The organism is Ewingella sp. C233 (assembly GCF_055407225.1).
In genome coordinates this window covers 98912-119678 of the sequence record NZ_JBUZRI010000007.1, presented here as the reverse complement: position 1 = coordinate 119678, position 20767 = coordinate 98912, and the positions used below count along the sequence as shown (strand labels likewise).

Genomic DNA, 20767 nt, shown 5'->3' with positions numbered 1-20767 from the left:
GGCGATCGCATAACCCGCAATTTTTGTGTAAGTAAACTACAAAAAAGACTTTTTCCAGTTCACGAAATAAGGTAAAGTCTCGCTTGTAGGGTACAGAGGTAAGATGTTCTATCTTTCAGACCTTTTACTTCACGTAATCGGATTTAGCTGAATTTTTTAGCCGCCCCAGGCATTTATGTCTGGGGCGTTTTTTATTGTTTTTTTCTTACCAATCTTCTGATTCACAGCCATAAAAAAGCGACCTGATGGTCGCCTTTCTCTCTTCACTAACGCTTATTCAAACCGATAACACTACTCGCCTGAAAGTTCGTCTAGCAGAACTTCCGGTGGGATCTCACTGAACCAAGTGTTCAGCTTGGTGGTCAGCTTGTCCACGCCTACTTTTTTCAGCGAGGAGAACGCCTCAACTTCAATGTCCCCCATAAACTCTTTGACAGTTTCGCGGACCATTTTGACCTGCGCCTGACGGGCACCGGAGGACAGTTTGTCGGATTTTGTCAGCAGTAACATGACGGGGGTCCCCACAGCCACGGCCCAGGAGACCATCTGGCGGTCGAGATCTTTCAGTGGATGGCGGATGTCCATCAGAACAACCAGCCCTTTCAGGGAGTTGCGCATTTGCAGATATTCACCAAGCGCTTTCTGCCACTTACGCTTCATCTCTTCAGGAACCTGCGCATACCCATAACCTGGCAGATCGACCAGGCGAATGCCGGGCTCGACTTCAAAGAGGTTGATAAGCTGCGTACGGCCCGGCGTTTTACTGATACGTGCCAGACTTTTCTGTTGGGTCAGCGTGTTCAGTGCGCTGGATTTGCCGGCGTTTGAACGACCAGCAAATGCGACTTCAATGCCTTCATCACTTGGCAGATGCCGGATGTCCGGGGCGCTCATGACAAAATGGGTCATATGATAGTTGTATGTTTGGCTGGTCAAAACGTGCATCTCCGTGAGGCTGGGGTATCTGGCTGGCGATTATAGCTGCAACAGGAGCGGGATGCGTTTCTGTTTTTATAATCCGAATGATGATGAGTAGGGGCCACAGAGATGAAGGTGGGGAAAAAATTCCTTCACGTTGTAAGACATTTGCCATTCAAAATGCGGGCTATCACGCTTTATTTCGCGCCGTGATTTTCAAAAGTTTTTAAATTCAAAAGGATGCCGGAATGGATAAAAAATCGGACTCCGGTCATGCGGCGGCTATCTTGAGCCTTTACGCCATTGGGGTAAAGTACTTCTTAACGCGATGAAGGCAAGAATGGAAGCACGGATGAATCAGCCTTCAGGGATAACAGGAAAAGCATCGCAACGCAGGGAAGATCGGCGCTGGAAGCGCTGAAAGGCAAAGGAAAAACCGGGAAGTTGACGCCATACATGGAAAGTGGTGTAAGAATATCCTTCCGTTGAAGGAAAGAAAAAGGCAGCAAGGCTTACTTGCTGCCTTTTTTCTTTGTGCGCTTTCTGCTAGATTCCGGCGCAAATCTATACTAATTGAACACACCTAAGAGCAGATGCCATGAAACAGCCAGCGAAAGCCCCGCGCGCCAATACCGCGACAGCAAAACCAAAGAGAAAAAAAAATCGCGTCGAGCTTGATATCGAAGCGCGTGAGCGTAAGCGTGACAACAGACGCCGCGGGCATAAAGCAGGTTCCCGTGCTAACCCGGATGGCGAGAAAAAACAAAACGGCGCTGCCGCTAAAAACGCAGATCCACGTATCGGCAGCAAGAAATCCGTTCCGCTGGTGGTTGAAACGGTTTTCAATAACGCGCCTAAAGCGAAGAAAGCACCTAAGCCACTGGTTGAAGCCGAGACCAAACCACAGCTGCCGCCTGAAGAAGAGCTGACGCTGCTGGAAAATGATCCCCGTCTCGACAGCTTGCTCGACAAGCTTGATGAGGGTGAAAAACTGAGTGCTGAAGATCAGTCTTACGTTGACCAGACGCTGGACCGTATCGATGCACTGATGGAATTGCTGGGCATTGAGCTCGGCGACGAAGATGACGAAGTGGAAGAAAAAACCAAGAACGAAGACATGATGCAGTTGCTGAAACGTGGGGATCCGAAAGAAGGTTTCTAAAACTTGCGCTGGGTCATCCCGACAGCAATAGCCTTACTCTTCGCATGTTATCTGCTTTGGTTATTCGTTAAACTGCACCGGTTATCGAAAACCAAAGCACGTTTGTTTCATGCGCGCACTGCCAGGCGGACTAAAACCCTGCCTGTCAGGCGAACTGGCAGAAACAGGCGCCGCAAGGAGTGAGCACTTATAATGTCAAAGAACGCAGCGTCATCAAAAGCGGAATCACAGCAGACTACGGTCTGGGATTTAGCGCTGATCCAGAAATATAACTATTCCGGTCCGCGCTATACCTCCTATCCGACAGCGCTGGAGTTCAGTGAAAGCTACGATGACGCCGCTTTCCAGCGCGCAGCGTTGCGTTATCCTGACCGTTCACTCTCCCTGTATGTCCATATTCCCTTCTGCCATAAGCTTTGCTATTTCTGTGGCTGCAATAAACTTGTCACCCGCCAGCAGCATAAAGCGGAAGAGTATCTTAACGTCCTCGAACAAGAGATCCGTCACCGTGCGCCGCTGTTTAAGGGCCGTCAGGTGAGCCAGCTCCACTGGGGTGGGGGTACGCCCACTTATCTGAATAAAGCCCAGATAAGCCGTCTGATGGGCCTTCTGCGCGGTCATTTCGACTTCATGCCAGACGCAGAGATGTCTCTGGAGCTGGATCCTCGAGAAATTGAGCTCGATGTGCTCGACCACCTTCGCCAGGAAGGTTTTAATCGCCTGAGTATGGGCGTGCAGGACTTCAATAAAGAAGTTCAGCGGCTGGTTAACCGCGAGCAGGATGAAGAGTTTATTTTTGCGCTGATCGCCCGCGCGAAAGCACTGGGCTTTAACTCCACCAATATTGATCTGATTTACGGCCTGCCAAAGCAAACGGCGGAGAGTTTTGCCTACACGTTGCAACGCGTGGCTGAGCTCAACCCCGACCGCCTGAGCGTGTTCAATTATGCGCATATGCCAAAGCTGTTTGCCGCTCAGCGTAAAATCAAAGATGAAGATTTACCGGGCGCAGAGGAAAAACTGCGTATTTTGCAGGAGACCATCGCTTCCCTGACAGGTTCTGGTTATCGCTTTATTGGCATGGATCACTTCGCCCGTCCGGACGACGAACTGGCCGTGGCTCAGCGCGAAGGAAAATTGCATCGCAATTTCCAGGGCTACACCACGCAGGGTGAAAGTGATTTACTGGGGCTGGGCGTTTCGGCTATCAGTATGTTGGGCGACACCTATGCGCAGAACGAAAAAGACCTGAAAACCTATTACGCGCGTGTAGAAAAGCAGGGCAATGCCTTGTGGCGTGGCCTTGAGATGACAACTGATGACTGTCTGCGTCGCGATGTGATCAAGGCATTGATTTGTCATTTTGAACTAGACTTTGCGGATATTGAGAAACGCTATGATATTGAGTTCGATGACTACTTTTCTGAAGACTTAGCGTTGCTGGCACCGCTGGCCAAAGACGGGCTGGTGGAGGTAAGTCAGGATAATATTCGTGTTACCCCGCAGGGCCGCCTGCTGATCCGCAATGTGTGCATGTGCTTTGACGTTTATCTGCGCCGGCAGGTTCGTCAGCAACAGTTTTCCCGCGTGATCTGACCACTGTCTCCATGAAAGCAAAACAGCCGCAAAAGCGGCTGTTTTTGTTTACGAAAGGGCGGTTATTCCATTCCAAGCTCTTTCAGTTTACGGGTCAGCGTATTACGACCCCAGCCCAGTAAACGGGCGGCTTCCTGTTTGTGGCCCTGAGTGTGACGTAACGCGGTGGTGAGAAGCGTGCGTTCCATTTCGGGTTGAGCCTCCGACAGCAGGTTTTGATGACCGGAACGCAATGCGCGATCGGCCCATTGCGCCAGCAGCGTTGCCCAGCTGTCCGGCAAACTTTGCCCCCCGGATTCCGGCGCCGAACTTTCAAATAGTTCGCTCGGCAAATCCTGAATTAACACTTCCTGCCCGGCCGCCATCACCGTCAGCCAGCGACAGGTGTTTTCCAACTGCCGAACGTTACCCTGCCAGGGCAGGCGGGTCAGGGCAGTTTCTGTTTCCGGATGCAGATTTTTGGCTTCCACGCCCAGCTCTTTCGCTGCAACTTGCAGGAAATAACGCGCCAGTCGCGGAATATCTTCGCGACGTTCGCGCAGCGGTGGCAGATGCACGCGGATCACGTTCAGACGGTGGAATAAATCCTCGCGGAATTTGCCTTCCTGTACGCGCAACTCAAGGTTCTGGTGCGTAGCGGCAATAATGCGCACATCGACTTTCACTGGCGCATAACCACCCACGCGGTAAAACTGCCCGTCAGCCAGCACGCGCAGCAGGCGGGTTTGAACGTCGAGAGGCATATCGCCGATTTCATCGAGGAACAGCGTGCCGTTATCGGCCTGCTCGAAACGCCCTTGACGAACGGTGTTCGCGCCGGTAAATGCGCCTTTCTCATGGCCGAACAATTCTGATTCAATTAAATCTTTCGGGATCGCCGCCATATTCAACGCGATAAACGGCGCTTTGGCCCGTGGACTGTGGCGGTGCAGGGCATGAGCGACCAGCTCTTTACCGGTACCCGATTCGCCATTGATCAGAACGCTGATCGATGAGCGGGACAGGCGACCAATAATGCGGAAAACATCCTGCATCGCCGGCGCTTCGCCGATGATGTCCGCCGTCGGGCCGCTGGCCGGTTGGGTTCGCGCAGGTTGTTGCTGTTCCTGATAGTGACTGATGGCGCGCTCTACCAGCGCCACCGCCTCATCGATATCGAAAGGTTTTGGCAGATAATCAAATGCCCCTTGCTGATAGGCGCTGACGGCGGCATCCAAATCAGAGTGCGCCGTCATTATGATGACCGGGAGCATCGGGTGGCGCTGTTTGATCTGTTTTAGCAGCGCCAGACCATCCATGCCGGGCATGCGAATATCAGACAACAATACGTCAGGGGTTTGAGTCGCAATGGCTTCAAGCACGTCACTGCCGCTATCGAAGGCGGTACAATGTAAACCCGCTCCAGTGAGCGCGCGTTCAAGTACCCAGCGGATGGAGCTATCGTCATCGACGATCCAGACTATCCCTCGTTGCATAAGAACCTCACTGGCGAATAGGCAGGTAAACCGAGAACTCGGTATGTCCTGGCCAACTGTTAAATTCAACTTTACCCGAATGCTGGTCAATCAAACTGCGCGCGATGGACAGGCCTAAACCTGTGCCTCCTTCGCGGCCACTGACCATGGGGTAAAAAAGTGTATCCTGCAAATGTGCCGGTACGCCGGGGCCGTTATCTTCAATATCTATCCGGGCCGCCAGACGGTAACGCACGCCGTGCAGGGTAATTTGAAAAGCAGTGCGCGTACGCAATGTAATAGATCCGCCCTCTTCACCCAGAGCCTGTAAGGCATTGCGGGTGATGTTGAGCAGAATTTGTTCTATCTGGTCCGGGTCGTGCGCCAGTTCCGGCAAGCTTGGGTCGTAATCCCGAATCAGCTGCACGTTGTCTGGTTTTTCCATCGAGACCAGTTGGCAAACCCGTTCGGCGACCTGATGGATACTTTGCGTAATGTGCTGGCTTGGACGCTGAGGGCCGAGCAAACGGTCCACCAGATTTCGCAGCCTGTCAGCTTGCTCGATGATGACTTTGGTGTATTCCAGCAGCGCCGGATCCGGCAACGCACGCGACAAAAGCTGCGCCGCACCGCGTAACCCACCGAGCGGATTCTTAATTTCATGTGCCAGTCCGCGGATTAAATCCCGCGCCGCGACTTGCTGGGCGTGCTGTAACTGTTCCTGACTCAACCGACGCTGATTATCCATCGGCGCCAGCTCAATCAAAATGAAGCCATCCGGCTGCGCCTGAGCTGTCAAAGAAAGAACGTGAGCACGGCCATCGACCACCAATGTGACTTCACTGTCTGTAAACCCCTGTCCGGCATGCAGACTTTCACGCATCAGGTCGATATTTAAAGAGAAATAGCCCACCAGTTCCGGCAGTGGTGTACCGAAAAGTTTGCGGGAACTTTGAGCCAATAATTGCTGAGCCGCCGGATTGGCGTAATGCACAGCCAAATCGTCGTCCAACAACAGAATGCTGTTGATGAGGGAATTCAGGATCTGCCCAGCATCGGGCAGCTTGCCAGTTGCCATACCGCAGTCTCCCGCACCTGGTCGGTGCATTTTATCTGGCTACCCGGCGAATTCACGGGTCAGATAGGTTAAGCAGGAAAGAGTGTGGAGAAAAAAGCCCATCCGGAGATGGGCTGAAAATTTCCACGGCAACAAAAATCGTCTTACTTATTCAGACGCTGAAGGTCTTGAACTGATGGCCTTCAGTCGGATATTACGTTCAGCGCCAACATAGCCAGCGCTGAATGGTGCATTACACGCTGTAGTACAGTTCGAACTCAACCGGATGCGGAGTCATACGAACGCGATCCATCTCTTCTTTACGCAGAGCGATGTAGGCATCGATCGCGTCATCAGTGAACACGCCACCACGGGTCAGGAACTCGCGGTCTTCGCTCAGGCAGTTCATGGCTTCTTCCAGTGAACCTGCAACTTTTGGAATTTCTGCTTCTTCTTCCGGTGGCAGGTCATACAGGTTTTTATCCATCGCATCGCCAGGATGGATTTTGTTGATGATACCGTCGACGCCAGCCATCATCAGTGCCGCAAACGCCAGGTATGGGTTTGCTGCTGGATCAGGGAAACGGGCTTCGATACGCATCGCTTTAGGGCTTGATACGTGTGGAATACGGATAGACGCAGAACGGTTACGCGCAGAATACGCCAGCATTACGGGTGCTTCGTAGCCCGGGACCAAACGCTTGTAGGAGTTAGTCGTTGGGTTGGCGTAAGCGTTAATCGCTTTAGCATGCTTGATGATACCGCCGATGTAGAACAGTGCCATTTCAGACAGGCCGCCGTATTTGTCGCCAGAGAACAGGTTGTTACCGTTCTTGAACAAAGACATATGGCAGTGCATACCGGAACCGTTATCGCCAAACATTGGTTTTGGCATAAAGGTCGCAGTTTTGCCAAATGCGTGAGCCACGTTGTGAACCACGTATTTGTAAATTTGGATTTCGTCAGCTTTCTTGGTCATGGTATTGAAGCGAGTTGCCACTTCGTTCTGACCGGCGGTTGCTACTTCGTGGTGGTGAGCTTCAACAACCAGGCCCATTTCTTCCATGGTCAGACACATGGTAGAACGCATGTCCTGAGAGGAGTCGACCGGAGGAACCGGGAAATAGCCGCCTTTTACGGCAGGACGGTGGCCTTTGTTGCCGCCTTCGTATTTGGTCGATGAGTTCCATGCGCCTTCGATATCATCGATAGCAACGTGAGAACCGGAGATGCTGCTGCCGAAGCGCACATCATCAAACAGGAAGAATTCTGGCTCTGGCCCGAACAGCACGGTGTCCGCGATACCGGAAGCGCGCAGGAAATCCTCAGCACGTTTGGACGTTGAGCGTGGGTCACGGTCATAACCTTGCAGCGTGGTCGGCTCAAGAATATCGCAACGAATGATCAGTGTGGTTTCTTCAAAGAATGGGTCCAGAACAGCAGTGCTGGCATCTGGCATCAGAACCATGTCAGATTCGTTAATGCCTTTCCAGCCACCGATTGAAGAGCCATCAAACATTTTGCCTTCTTCGAAGAAGTCGGCGCTAACCTGGTGTGCAGGAATGGTGACGTGCTGTTCTTTGCCTTTGGTATCAGTGAAACGTAAATCTACGAATTTCACTTCGTGCTCATTCAGCATCGTCAAAACGTGTTCAGCGGACATACTAGTTCTCCCGAATTTCTCATTATCGTCGTGGAACGAATAACCATTTAGTTGGCATTTTATTGGAAATAACAACCCTACTGGAACTGGCGTGTGGCCTAAACAGTTTCTTTACTACCCTGATAAGACTCTTTTCACCCTGCAAAAGTAATAGCGAAATCTGTGCCAACTTTGAGAAAATGCACACAACGCCATTTTAAGGGGCTCTTGCACCTGATGAGTATGCACCATAACGGAAAGTTTGCACTTTTATGGTGCTTATCGTGAGACGTGAAGCACCAAAATGGTGCACCGTAAGGGCCTGAGGGTCTCTTTGCACCGTGAAAGGGATCACAAAGTAACCATCATCGAGTTGTTTCGATAAGATCCTTGTGATCTTGTTTAGAACCTCGCTTAATACGTGTACAATAGCGCGCTATTTCTAATGCCTGAGGCAAAGCTGTGATCGAAAATTTGCGTAACATCGCCATTATTGCCCACGTTGACCATGGTAAAACTACCCTGGTCGACAAGTTGCTCCAACAATCCGGTACTTTCGGAGAGCGTGTAGAAGCAACCGAACGCGTAATGGACTCCAACGATTTGGAGAAAGAGCGTGGGATCACCATCCTCGCAAAAAACACCGCCATTAATTGGAAAGACTACCGCATCAACATCGTTGATACCCCGGGACACGCCGATTTCGGCGGCGAGGTTGAGCGTGTGATGTCAATGGTTGACTCGGTGCTGCTGGTTGTGGATGCAATGGATGGCCCAATGCCGCAAACCCGTTTCGTGACCAAAAAAGCATTTGCTAATGGTCTGAAGCCGATCGTGGTAATCAACAAGGTTGACCGTCCTGGCGCACGTCCTGACTGGGTTGTTGATCAGGTCTTCGACCTGTTCGTTAACCTGGATGCGACCGACGAGCAACTCGATTTCCCAATTATCTACGCATCTGCCCTGTTAGGTATTGCGGGTACCGACCATAACGATATGGCCGAAGATATGACCCCGCTGTATCAGGCAATCGTAGACCACGTTGAAGCACCTAAAGTTGACCGTGACGGCCCACTGCAGATGCAAATCTCTCAGCTGGACTACAATAACTACGTTGGCGTTATCGGCATCGGCCGTATCAAACGCGGTGTGGTTAAGCCTAACCAACAAGTCACTATCATCGATAGCGAAGGCAAAACCCGTAACGGTAAAGTCGGCAAAGTACTGGGCCATATGGGTCTGGAACGTATCGAAACTCAACTGGCTGAAGCAGGCGACATCATTGCAATCACCGGTTTGGGCGAGCTGAACATCTCTGATACTGTTTGTGATGTCCAAGCTGTTGAAGCGCTGCCTCCGTTGTCTGTTGATGAACCAACCGTCACCATGTACTTCTGCGTAAACACCTCTCCGTTCTGTGGTAAAGAAGGCAAGTATGTGACTTCACGTCAGATCCTTGACCGCCTGAACAAAGAACTGGTGCACAACGTGGCACTGCGTGTTGAAGAAACTGAAGATTCAGATGCGTTCCGCGTATCTGGCCGTGGTGAACTTCACCTGTCAGTTCTGATCGAAAACATGCGTCGTGAAGGTTTCGAAATCGCTGTTTCCCGTCCAAAAGTTATCAACAAGATGATTGATGGTCGTAAACAAGAGCCATTCGAAAACGTAACGCTGGACATCGAAGAACAGCACCAGGGTTCAGTCATGCAAGCCATGGGTGAGCGTAAGGGCGACGTTAAGGACATGATCCCAGACGGCAAAGGTCGTATTCGTCTGGATTACCTGATCCCAGCACGTGGTTTGATCGGTTTCCGTACTGAATTCATGACCATGACTTCTGGTACCGGCCTGCTGTATTCCACATTCAGTCACTACGATGATGTGCGTCCAGGCGAAATCGGCCAACGTCAGAACGGCGTTCTGGTTTCCAACGGTCAGGGTAAAGCAGTTGCGTTCGCACTGTACAGCCTGCAAGACCGCGGTAAATTGTTCCTGGGCCATGGCGCAGAAGTGTATGAAGGCCAGATCATCGGTATTCACTCACGTTCTAACGACCTGACCGTGAACTGCCTGACTGGTAAAAAGCTGACCAATATGCGTGCGTCCGGTACTGACGAAGCAACGACTCTGGTTCCTGCTATCAAAATGTCTCTGGAGCAAGCTCTGGAATTCATCGATGATGACGAACTGGTCGAAGTAACGCCTAAGTCTGTACGTATTCGCAAACGTCACCTGACTGAGAATGATCGTAAACGTGCTGGACGTGGTCCTAAAGAAGCTTAAGTTTCTTTTACGCTAGCCGTTTTCAATAAAGCAGGGTGCCTTCGGGCGCCCTGTTTTTTTTATACTTTTTTCTGATACTACCTCGCAGCTCCGCGTTTCAATCCCTGTTCATGTGCACCTTTTCCCGCTAAAGTTAATCATCATCTTTGAAATCAGGAGCGTGCAATGCTGTACATTTTTGATATGGGCAACGTCATTATTGATATCGATTTCAAACGTGTACTCGGCGTATGGAGCAATCTCAGCGGTACGCCTTTGGCGACGCTGACTGAACGTTTCTCCATGGGCGAGGCGTTCCAGAAACACGAGCGGGGTGAACTAAGCGACGAAGAATTTGCCGCAGAACTCAGCCATGAAATGGGTATAGCATTGAGTTTTGAGCAGTTCAGCGTGGGCTGGCAGGCCGTGTTTGTTGGCTTACGAGCGGACGTTATCGATGTGTTCAAAACCTTACGTGAACAAGGACATCGCGTCGTTGTGCTGTCGAACACCAACCGCCTACATCTCAATTACTGGCCTGAACATTATCCGGAAATTGAAGCCAATACCGATGCGCTCTACCTCTCACAAGATTTGGGTATGCGTAAGCCAGAGCCCCGTATTTTCGAGTATGTGCTTAACAAAGAAGGCGTGACGGCCAGTCAGGCTGTTTTCTTTGATGATGTTGTCGAAAACGTAGAAGCAGCAAGATCGTTGGGTATTGACGCTGTGCTGGTGGAAGACAAGAACACCATCCCGGCCTGGTTTTCCTGAGTGGGGTGTGAATGAGAAAGCTGTGGCATCGTGTTAAAACGGGTCTGCATTTTGTACACCTGTTGCTTAAGCGTGCGGATAAAGATGGGCTGACGCTGTTAGCTGGCCACCTGGCTTATGTTTCTCTGCTGTCATTGGTACCGCTCATCGCCGTGGTCTTTTCTTTATTTGCGCTGTTTCCTGTGTTCTCAGAAATCAGCGCTCAGCTGAAGACTTTTATTTTCAATAACTTCATGCCTGCCACCGGCGATGTTATTCAGCGCTATCTTGAGCAGTTTGTTGCCAACTCCAGCAAAATGACGGCGGTCGGTACTTGCGGGCTTATTGTCACCGCATTGTTGCTCATCGCTTCAGTTGACAGCGTGCTGAACAAAATCTGGAACAGTAAAACGAAAAGGCCGATTGTCTTTTCGTTCGCGGTTTACTGGATGGTATTAACATTGGGGCCAATCCTGCTGGTGGCGAGCGTGGCGATAAGCTCCTACCTCTTGTCACTGAACTGGCTCAGAATCAACGGTGTCCATTCGGTCATTGACCACACACTGCGGGTTCTGCCGTTACTTATCTCCTGGATCTCTTTCTGGCTACTTTATCAGGTGGTGCCGACCGTTCGCGTTCCGCCCCTGGATGCACTGATCGGTGCTTTGGTGGCCGGGTCTTTATTCGAGCTGGGTAAAAAAGTTTTTGCTCTCTATGTTCAGCTCTTCCCGTCCTATCAGCTGATTTATGGCGTGCTGGCGGTGATCCCGATTTTATTCCTCTGGGTTTATGTGAGCTGGTGTATCGTCCTTTTGGGGGCAGAGATCACCGTAACGCTGGGCGAATACCGATCGCTGCGCAAGTTGCAGTCCGCTGACTCCGCTGCGTTAAACGTCAAAGAGTCATAATTTTCACAGTCTGAAGGGTTTGTATGATTGCTTTAATCCAGCGGGTATTAAGTGCCAGCGTCACTGTCGAGGGTGAAATCTGTGGGGAAATTGGCCCCGGATTATTGATTTTACTGGGTATCGAACAGGGCGATGACGAGCAGAAAGCCAAAAAATTGTGCGATAAGGTGATCGGATACCGTATCTTCGGTGATGAAAACGACAAGATGAACCTGAACGTTCAGCAAGCGGGCGGTAGCCTGTTAGTGGTTTCCCAGTTTACGCTGGTGGCCGACACGCAAAAGGGCAATCGCCCCGGTTTCTCCAGAGGGGCCGCACCGCAGGAAGCAGAACGTTTATACGATTATTTTTGTGGAGAGTGCCGTGAAAAGGGGATCACAACCCAAACTGGCCGCTTTGCTGCTGACATGAAAGTGGCACTGGTTAATGACGGGCCGGTGACCTTCTGGCTACAAGTCTGAACGTAAAGGCATTACGCCGGAGAGAACGTATCTATGTACCATTTGAGAGTTCCTGTTACTGAAAAAGAGCTGGCTGCCTATTACACATTCCGATGGGAAATGCTGCGTAAACCTTTGCATCAGCCGGAAGGTTCAGAGCGTGATGCCTATGATGCAATGGCGCATCACCAAATGGTGGTGGATGAGAGCGGTAAAACCGTGGCAGTCGGCCGTTTGTATATCAATGCCGACAATGAGGCCTCTATTCGATTCTTAGCCGTTGACCCAAATGTTCAGGCAAAAGGGCTAGGTACGTTGGTGGCGATGACCCTGGAGTCTGTGGCGCGTCAGGAAGGCGTAAAGCGTGTGGTATGTAGTGCGCGTGAAGATGCCGTGGACTTCTTTGGCAAACTGGGGTTTGTGAATCAGGGGGAAATTACGACTCCGCAAACGACACCGGTACGCCATTTTCTGATGATCAAACCGGTCGCAACGCTGGATGATATTTTGCATCGGCCCGACTGGTGCGGACAGTTACAGCAGGCCTGGTACGACCATATTCCACTGAGTGAGAAAATGGGTGTGCGTATCAGCCAATATACCGGCCAGCGCTTTGTCACTACGATGCCGGAGAACGGTAATCAGAATCCTCACCATACTTTGTTTGCCGGGAGTCTGTTTTCTTTGGCGACCCTGACAGGATGGGGATTGATCTGGCTGCTGCTGCGCGAACGCCATCTGGGGGGAACTATTATTCTCGCTGATGCCCATATCCGCTACAGCGCTCCGGTCACCGGGCGGCCGCGTGCGATTGCCGATCTCAGCTCTATCAGCGGTGATCTTGACCGTTTGGCTAAGGGCCGTCGGGCCCGCGTTCAACTGCAAGTCAATCTGTTGGGCGATGAAACCGATGGCGCTATTTTTGAAGGCACTTATCTGGTCTTGCCGGTTGCGCCTGAAGCCCCTCTTGAGCCGCAAATTAACTGATCCCGGTCACCGTACTAAGAAAAAGGCACTCCGTGATGGAGTGCCTTTTGTTGTTTCTAAATCTGCGATGACCTTCTACGGCGCGGGCGTGCCAGCAACAATGCCCTTGTTCATCTGCTGATCAAGCTGTTTTCCGTCAGCGGTAATGACGTGCAATTTACCGTTTAATGTCGGCTGGAAATCCACATTGGCGGGCATCTGGCCCTGTAAGTTGAGTTGCATGTTGGCATTGCCTTGCAGGTCGAGATGCGGCCAGCCCCAGGTTTCCAGCACATTGGCTGGAACCGCGCGTCCAGTCATCGCCAAGGTAAAGTTACGTTGTGGTTGTTGATCGACGCTGGCCGTTGCCTCCAGCAGACCTTCTTTAGTGAACGCACTCATCTCAGTAAATTTCACCTGGCTGTCCGATGCTTCAAGCGCAAGAGAAGGGCGGCGAACATCAACTTTATTAAACGTGGCATCACTGGCATTGAGATTCAACTTACCGGACCAAATGCCCCACTGATGATTATGTGCCAGCAGTAAATCGGTGCCAAAACCATCCAGTGCGGTCAGCTGGAACGGAGACTGCGGAGAGATATCGATGATCAAATTACGGTTGGTCATCAACTTCCCAACGTAAACTTCTGACAACCAGTCAGGCAAATTCTGCACCCACAGCTGGCGCCAGTTCTGCGGCAGCGTATATTCCAGCGCCGCGACGGTGAGTTCGTTCAGCTGTAGCCTGTGACTATCACGAATCCAGTTGCCTGTTGTGCGCAGCAGACCCCCCTCCCAACGTGCACTGACCTGTTTGATAGCAATACCTTGCGGGGAGAGATCCAGATTGATGATCGGGTCAATCACGTGCAGGTTGCCATTGATCATCTCTGTGGCATTGAGCGAGACTTCCCCATCCTGACTCTGCCAGTCACCCTTCTCAAAGGTGACATCTTTCACTGACAGATCGACATCACTGAACGTCCAGTCTTGCCCTTGCAGGCGGGCGTCGATCAAATCAAAGCGCTTAACGATAACCTTCGGCTGCTGGTTAAACTCCTGCAGGAATGCCGAAAGGGGCTGTGAAGTTTGTAATCGCACATTGCTTAACCGCACGTTGTCGAGGGTCCAGCTGCCATCAGGTGCATGGCTGGCTTTACCCGTCAGCTGACCTCGCGCCAAATCCCCGCCGAAGTTACTCAATGTAAGCTGGTTATTGTTGATTTGTCCCTGCACCAGAACGTTCTCGGCAGGAATACCATTCAGGCTCAGCGACGCTGCACTCAGTTGGAATTCCGTATTTTCGCCCAGCAGATGCCCAGCTTTAGGTTGCCACGGGTAAATGCCGGCATTTACCTGTTGACCGTCGACCGCCCAGCTATCGGCATCACCAGTGATTGCCATTTTGCTTAGCTGAAGTGTATTTGCCTGAACAGGGAGATTTAAGGCTGACGGATTCAGATTAAGTTGCCCATTGACCAGCACAATGCGGTCGAAAAAACGGGGCTCCGTTATCTGACGCCAGCTCAGATCCAGATTCACCTGAGCGGCATTAAGTGCATCGGGCTGGTTTTTCTGCCCCAGTTTCACGCCGTTTAGCGTTATGCGCCCGGGTTCCGACCAAGCGTGATCAATTTTTTCAACTGACAGGCGGTAGTTGCTGTTATTGCTCATCCATTGGCTGAGATGGCCTGCGGCCCAGCGGGTCTGCAACACCACATAAAACAGTACGATTGCCAGCACCAACAGCAGGAGGAGTGTCAGTAAAATTTTGCCGATAAATTTCATCGTCTGAATCCATATCCGTCGGGAAAGGGAAAAGAATACCCTGTTTATGCCGCAAACAGTGGCCTTTCTCAATAGGTTAGCATGACAGAGACAAGAAAATGCGGCGAGGGTTCAGGACCGCTCGCCGTGTTTGCAGGAGTTACAGCAGAAGTTTACTTTTCGTGTGGAAAAATGAGGTTCAACACAATGGCTGTAATACCCCCGGCTGCAATACCGGATGAGAGCAAGGTTTTAAGCCAGTCAGGCGCAAATTGCAGAATCAGCGGTTGTTGTGAAACGCCCATGCCGACTGCCAGAGATAAGGCCATGATCATAATCGCTCGGCGATTAAGGCGCTCACGCGACACAATACGTACGCCAGAAGCGGCAATGGTACCGAACATCACGATGGTTGCCCCGCCAAGTACCGGTTCAGGAATGTGCTGTACTAGACCTGCCACCGCCGGGAACAGGCCCAGTACGATCAGCATCAGCGCGACCACAAAACCCACATAACGGCTGGCAACCCCGGTCAGCTGAATAACGCCGTTGTTCTGGCCGAAGCAGGAGTTAGGGAATGTGTTGAAGACTGCCGAAAGCATTGAGTTCAGGCCATTTGCCAGTACGCCGCCTTTGATGCGCTTCATATAAAGCGGACCACTGACCGGTTGTTCGGAAACGTCGGAGGTCGCTGTGATATCGCCGATTGTCTCTAGTGACGTCACCATAAAAATCAACATCAACGGTATAAGCAGATTCCAGTCAAAACCCAGACCGTAATAGAGTGGTGTTGGCAGCGTTATCCACTGGCTCTGCGTTACCGTTACTGCCTCGGGCAGCATTCCCATCATCCATGCAGCCAGATAGCCGATGGCCATGGCGATCACCAGCGACGCGACACGCAGATAAGGGTTTTTCTGCCGGTTCAGGAGGATGATCACCACGAGCACCACGGCAGCGAGCAACAGATTTTTAGGCGAGCCGAAGCTGTGATCGCCCATCGCTGCATAACCGCCGCCAATGGAGGTCAGCCCGACCTGAATCAGTGACAGACCAATGATCATCACCACGATACCTGAAACCAGCGGGGTAATAATCCGGCGCGCCAGATGGAGGAAACGCGACAGAATAATTTCCGTGCAGGATGCAACCATCAGCGTACCAAACAGCGCTGCCATCATGGTGGGTACGTCCGCGCCGCCGTTTTTCAGCGCCATACCCCCCATGATCAGCGGAGCGACAAAGTTAAAACTGGTGCCCTGAATCGACAGCAAGCCTGAACCCACCGGCCCCCAGGTTTTAATTTGCAATATAGATGCCAGTCCCGACGCGAAAAGCGACATGCTAATAATGTGTTGAGTGTCCTGCGCCGGAAGTCCGAGCGCCTGACATATCAGCAGTGCAGGCGTGATCACTGCGACAAACATCGCCAACAGGTGCTGGCAGGCGGCAAACAGGGTTTGTGGCAGAGGAGGGCGGTCCTCCAGGCGGTAAATCAATTCACTATTATGCTGGCGGGAAAGTTCAGGGCGCTGAGTATCTGGCTCGGCGGATTGCGTACTCATGATTTGGGCATCCATTAAGCGGCAAAGCGGGCATTTTTAATGAAAATGCCGATAAAAGCAATCGTTTGCTTTGTTGATTTGTTCCTCCAATAATTGCGATTTAATCAGCATAAATAGGCTGTTTTTCTTGCGTTGAGTTGGTTATCTGACTTCTAATCCCGTATCTGAAAAATATCAGCGAACTGGAATTCTTATAACTCAATAATATTATTGGATTTTTTTAAAATGGAGCATTTCAATGATTCATCTCGATACCTACGGCACGCTGGTTGCCGCGACTCTGGTACTCCTTCTGGGACGTAAATGCGTCCAGACAATTTCGTTCCTCAAGAAATACACCATTCCTGAACCTGTCGCCGGCGGTTTGCTGGTCGCATTTCTGTTGCTACTGGCTAATCAACTTTTCAGTTGGGAAGTCACCTTTGATATGTCGCTGAAAGAGCCGCTGATGCTGGCCTTCTTCGCCACCATCGGTCTGAATGCTAATCTCGCCAGCCTGCGTTCCGGCGGTAAGGCACTGGTCTTGCTGGTGTTCGTCGTGCTGGGATTGTTGCTGCTGCAAAATGCGATTGGCATTGGTATGGCAAAATTGCTGGGGCTTGACCCGCTGATGGGCCTGCTGGCCGGTTCAATCACTCTGTCAGGTGGACATGGCACGGGCGCGGCCTGGAGTAAATTGTTCAGCGAAAAGTACGGCTTTGAAAATGCGACAGAAGTGGCCATGGCCTGTGCGACCTTTGGTCTGGTGCTGGGGGGAATTATCGGCGGGCCGGTCGCCCGTTATCTGGTCAGCCACTCTTCAACCCCCAATGGTTCACCGGAAGATGCCGCAGACCCGAGTGCATTTGAGAAGCCAACGATTGGCCGGATGATCACGCCTTTGGTGATGGTGGAGACTATTGCGTTGATTGCTATCTGTCTTACGGCAGGCAGCCATGTTTCAACGCTGTTGCAGGGCTCAGCGTTCGAGATCCCGACTTTTGTCTGCGTGCTTTTTGTCGGTGTTATCCTCAGTAATGTGCTGGCATGGCTTGGCTTTTACCGGGTCTTTGATCGCGCGGTATCGGTGCTGGGCAACGTCAGTCTTTCACTGTTTCTGGCGATGGCGCTGATGAGCCTCAAGCTATGGGAAATGGCATCACTGGCATTGCCAATGATGGCAATTCTCGGCGTGCAGACGCTGGCAATGGCGCTGTATGCCATCTTCGTGACCTACAGGGTGATGGGGAAAAACTATGATGCGGCGGTACTGGCAGCGGGGCACTGTGGCTTCGGGTTGGGGGCAACGCCAACGGCAATCGCCAATATGCAGGCTATCACCAACCGTTTTGGGCCGTCCCATCTGGCCTTCTTGGTGGTGCCGATGGTCGGCGCATTCTTTATTGATATCGCCAACGCGATAGTCATCAAATTATTCTTGTTATTACCGGTATTTCCCGCCGTCGCATGATGAGATTGAGTGCCATGGAAGGCTCTCAAATACGAGAGAAGAGGGTCTCAGGCATTGGTGTATCGCACGCGTTCAGGTAACCAGCGTTCGATCAAAGCCTGTGCATGCTCGGGGAACTGCTGTTGCAGATAGCGGGCAACACGCTGAACTTCGGGGATCATCGCCTGATCACGTAATAAATCTGCGACTTTAAATTCTGCGCTGCCGGTCTGACGGGTTCCGAGTAATTCCCCCGGCCCACGGATCTCTAAATCCTGCTGCGCAATCACAAATCCATCATTACTGTCGCGCAGAACCTGTAGGCGTTTTTGCGCCATTTTGCTCAGCGGCGTTTTATATAACAGGACGCAATGTGATGCGATGGCGCCACGGCCAACGCGGCCACGCAACTGGTGCAGTTGGGCGAGCCCCAGACGTTCCGGATTCTCGATAATCATCAGGCTGGCGTTTGGCACATCGACACCCACTTCAATCACCGTAGTGGCGACCAATAGCTGCACTTCACCCAGCTTGAAAGCCTGCATCACGGCTTGCTTCTCCTGGGCTTTCATCCGGCCATGTACCAGACCGATTTTCAGTTCGGGCAGGGCAACTTTCAACCCTTCCCAGGTCGCTTCCGCCGCCTGTGCTTCCAGCATTTCCGATTCTTCAATCAGCGTGCAGACCCAATAAGCCTGGCGATTTTCCTGCTCGCAGGCACTTTTTACCCTGGCGATTATATCGCTGCGGCGGGTATCAGGGATGGCGACAGTCGTGACCGGCGTTCTGCCCGGCGGCAGTTCATCGATAACTGAGGTGTCGAGATCGGCGTAGGCGGTCATGGCCAGCGTACGCGGGATAGGCGTGGCGGTCATAATTAACTGATGCGGGTGGAAACCTTGCTGTTTGCCTTTCTCCCACAGCGCCAGACGCTGGTGGACACCAAACCGGTGCTGTTCATCGATAATGACCAGTGCCAGTGAGGAAAACAGAACCTGTTCCTGAAAAATCGCATGTGTTCCGACCACCATGGAAACTTGACCGCTGGCAATTGCCTCTTGCTGTGCCTGTCTTGCTTTGCCTTTTTGCTTACCCGCGAGCCAGCCAACCTGGACGCCCAGCGGCTCGAACCACTGACGGAAATTATTGGCATGCTGTTCTGCCAAAAGTTCTGTCGGCGCCATCAGACCTACCTGCTTGCCTTGAGTAATGGCACACAGCGCAGCTAATGCGGCGACCAGTGTCTTACCTGAACCCACATCCCCCTGAACCAGACGCATCATCGGATAGCCTTTCGCTAAATCTTGCTCTATTTCGGCCACGACGCGCTGTTGTGCGCCCGTCGGGCTAAACGGCAGCGAGGCTAAAAATAGATCTTTCAGGCGGTGATCTTGCTGCAAGGGTGATGCTTTATAGCTTTGAGTTCCGGCGCGTACGGCCAACATGCTCAGGTTATGCGCTAGCAGTTCTTCCATAATCAGCCGGCGCTGTGCCGGATGTTGGCCCTTCTCAAGGTCAGCAAGCTGAATATCAGGCGGCGGGCGATGCAGGAGATGCAAGGCTTTAGGCAGTGAAATCAACGAACGGCTCAGCTCTTCAGGCAGAAGCTCGGCGATAGGGACAGTGTCCAGCAGTTCGAGTGCCTGATCGGTCAGCTTACGCAGCGTTGCCTGACGAATGCCCTCGGTGGTCGGGTAGACAGGTGTTAATGACTCCTGCAGAACCACTTCGCTATTCTCACCCTGGATACGGTATTCCGGGTGGATAATCTCTGCTCCATGAGTTCCACGTTTGATCTCGCCGTAGGCTGTCACGCGACGGCCAGTCGCCAAACTGTTTTTCATCGCCGCATTGAAGTTGAAGAAGCGTAAGGTGACGATACCCGTGCCATCACTAATTTGGCAGGTCATCATCCGGCGACGGCCAAAACTGATATCACTGCGCAGGACTTCACCTTCTACTGTGGCAAAAATCCCGGGTAGCAAATCAGTAATGGCATATAGACGTGTGCGATCTTCATAACGTAAAGGGAGGTGGAGCAGGAGATCCTGGATGGTTTCGAGGCCGAGTTTAGCGAGCTTCTCAGCCTGACTGGCCCCAACGCCGGAAAGTGACGTGAGCGGGATGGCGTCGAGCAAGCGGCCTTTCATCTTTTAACCGTCATTTGCATGGCTGCCCACCACTGTTCGTCAGCAATAATTTGCCCGGTTTCATCGATAAAAGGGCGGGGTAATTTTTTGCGCTTTGCTACGTTCGATAATACCGGATAGCCGCCATCAAACAGCAGCCGTTGTTGTTCTTTTGGGCCCAGAAGGCTTATCTGACGCCGATACATGCCCGCATTTTCACGCTGGCGCTGAGCTTCGTACAGAATCAGTGCAGAGGCTACAGAGACATTCAGAGACTGAACCATTCCCGCCATCGGAATAACAATATCGCTGTCAGCCAGTGCCAGTGCTTCGGGTGTAATACCGGTTTTTTCCTGGCCGAGCAGAATACAGGTTGGGCGGGTGTAATCGATGGTGCGGAAGTCGACGGCTTTGTCAGACAAGTGTGTTGCCAGCACCTGCATCCCTTTCGCCTTCATTTTGGCGACGGCATTCTGAATTGTTTGGTGCGTTTTAACCTGAACCCAGCTGTTGCTGCCTGCTGCCGAAGAGACTAAGGTCCGCATCCGGCTTGATGGCCAGACCGCATGGATCTCGTGTACTCCAACGGCATCAGCAGTACGAATGACAGCAGCAATGTTATGCGGCTTATGCACTTCTTCCATGCATATCGTCAGGTCAGGCTGACGGGCTGCAAGCATTTCACAGATGCGCGCATAACGTTCTGGAGTCATAAC

Annotated in this window: 17 protein-coding genes; 9 read left to right on the top strand and 8 right to left on the bottom strand. The window is 51.9% G+C overall.

All coding sequences use genetic code 11. The features are described 5' to 3' along the window. Positions 1 to 103 precede the first annotated feature (103 nt). A complete protein-coding gene (gene spfP / locus ACZRKO_RS21485) occupies positions 104 to 151 on the top strand; it encodes a small protein SpfP (protein ID WP_438361642.1) in 48 nt (15 codons plus the stop codon). A 140-nt stretch (positions 152 to 291) separates the two neighbouring features. On the opposite strand, the gene yihA is transcribed toward spfP, so the two are convergent. Beyond that, entirely contained in the window at positions 292 to 936 is a 645-nt protein-coding gene (gene yihA, locus ACZRKO_RS21480) for a ribosome biogenesis GTP-binding protein YihA/YsxC (protein WP_463739270.1), read from the bottom strand. Positions 937 to 1516: 580 nt separating this feature from the next. Here yihA and yihI point away from each other — a divergent pair. Further along, positions 1517 to 2080, top strand: a complete 564-nt coding sequence (gene yihI / locus ACZRKO_RS21475) for a Der GTPase-activating protein YihI (RefSeq protein WP_463739269.1) — start codon at positions 1517 to 1519, stop codon at positions 2078 to 2080. A 192-nt stretch (positions 2081 to 2272) separates the two neighbouring features. Next, on the top strand, positions 2273 to 3676 hold the full coding sequence (gene hemN / locus ACZRKO_RS21470; RefSeq protein WP_463739268.1) for an oxygen-independent coproporphyrinogen III oxidase: 1404 nt from the start codon (positions 2273 to 2275) through the stop codon (positions 3674 to 3676). A gap of 62 nt (positions 3677 to 3738) precedes the next feature. On the opposite strand, the gene glnG is transcribed toward hemN, so the two are convergent. The 3 genes from glnG to glnA all read right to left on the bottom strand — a co-directional run bounded on the left by glnG (position 3739) and on the right by glnA (position 7850). Further along, a complete protein-coding gene (gene glnG / locus ACZRKO_RS21465; RefSeq protein ID WP_463739267.1) occupies positions 3739 to 5151 on the bottom strand; it encodes a nitrogen regulation protein NR(I) in 1413 nt (470 codons plus the stop codon). Between the two features lie 7 nt (positions 5152 to 5158). Next, complete coding sequence (glnL, locus tag ACZRKO_RS21460; RefSeq protein ID WP_463739266.1) at positions 5159 to 6208, bottom strand: nitrogen regulation protein NR(II); 1050 nt, start codon at positions 6206 to 6208, stop codon at positions 5159 to 5161. Positions 6209 to 6440: 232 nt separating this feature from the next. Next, entirely contained in the window at positions 6441 to 7850 is a 1410-nt protein-coding gene (glnA, locus tag ACZRKO_RS21455) for a glutamate--ammonia ligase (protein WP_463739265.1), read from the bottom strand. Positions 7851 to 8291: 441 nt separating this feature from the next. Here glnA and typA point away from each other — a divergent pair, with 441 nt between their 5' ends. The 5 genes from typA to fabY all read left to right on the top strand — a co-directional run bounded on the left by typA (position 8292) and on the right by fabY (position 13182). Continuing rightward, a complete protein-coding gene (gene typA / locus ACZRKO_RS21450; protein WP_463739264.1) occupies positions 8292 to 10115 on the top strand; it encodes a ribosome-dependent GTPase TypA in 1824 nt (607 codons plus the stop codon). A gap of 165 nt (positions 10116 to 10280) precedes the next feature. Further along, positions 10281 to 10868 (top strand): glucose-1-phosphatase, encoded by a 588-nt coding sequence (gene yihX, locus ACZRKO_RS21445; protein ID WP_463739263.1) that lies wholly within the window; start codon positions 10281 to 10283, stop codon positions 10866 to 10868. 11 nt (positions 10869 to 10879) lie between these two features. After that, positions 10880 to 11755, top strand: a complete 876-nt coding sequence (locus tag ACZRKO_RS21440; RefSeq protein WP_463739262.1) for a virulence factor BrkB family protein — start codon at positions 10880 to 10882, stop codon at positions 11753 to 11755. 23 nt (positions 11756 to 11778) lie between these two features. Then, complete coding sequence (dtd, locus tag ACZRKO_RS21435) at positions 11779 to 12216, top strand: D-aminoacyl-tRNA deacylase (RefSeq protein ID WP_463739261.1); 438 nt, start codon at positions 11779 to 11781, stop codon at positions 12214 to 12216. 33 nt (positions 12217 to 12249) lie between these two features. Next, on the top strand, positions 12250 to 13182 hold the full coding sequence (gene fabY, locus ACZRKO_RS21430; protein ID WP_463739260.1) for a fatty acid biosynthesis protein FabY: 933 nt from the start codon (positions 12250 to 12252) through the stop codon (positions 13180 to 13182). Positions 13183 to 13257: 75 nt separating this feature from the next. Here the strand turns inward: fabY and ACZRKO_RS21425 are convergent, their stop codons facing one another. Both ACZRKO_RS21425 and ACZRKO_RS21420 read right to left on the bottom strand, forming a co-directional pair. Next, on the bottom strand, positions 13258 to 14949 hold the full coding sequence (locus ACZRKO_RS21425; protein ID WP_463739259.1) for an AsmA family protein: 1692 nt from the start codon (positions 14947 to 14949) through the stop codon (positions 13258 to 13260). Between the two features lie 152 nt (positions 14950 to 15101). Further along, a complete protein-coding gene (locus ACZRKO_RS21420) occupies positions 15102 to 16493 on the bottom strand; it encodes a nucleobase:cation symporter-2 family protein (RefSeq protein WP_463739258.1) in 1392 nt (463 codons plus the stop codon). A 238-nt stretch (positions 16494 to 16731) separates the two neighbouring features. Here ACZRKO_RS21420 and gltS point away from each other — a divergent pair, with 238 nt between their 5' ends. Further along, a complete protein-coding gene (gene gltS / locus ACZRKO_RS21415; protein WP_463739257.1) occupies positions 16732 to 17943 on the top strand; it encodes a sodium/glutamate symporter in 1212 nt (403 codons plus the stop codon). A gap of 47 nt (positions 17944 to 17990) precedes the next feature. Here gltS and recG read toward each other — a convergent pair whose 3' ends face one another. Together recG and trmH are read right to left on the bottom strand one after the other, a co-directional pair. After that, complete coding sequence (gene recG, locus ACZRKO_RS21410) at positions 17991 to 20072, bottom strand: ATP-dependent DNA helicase RecG (RefSeq protein WP_463739256.1); 2082 nt, start codon at positions 20070 to 20072, stop codon at positions 17991 to 17993. Next, a complete protein-coding gene (gene trmH / locus ACZRKO_RS21405; protein WP_463739255.1) occupies positions 20069 to 20764 on the bottom strand; it encodes a tRNA (guanosine(18)-2'-O)-methyltransferase TrmH in 696 nt (231 codons plus the stop codon). The genes recG and trmH overlap by 4 nt, the downstream gene beginning before the upstream one ends. Between the last annotated feature and the right edge of the window lie 3 nt (positions 20765 to 20767).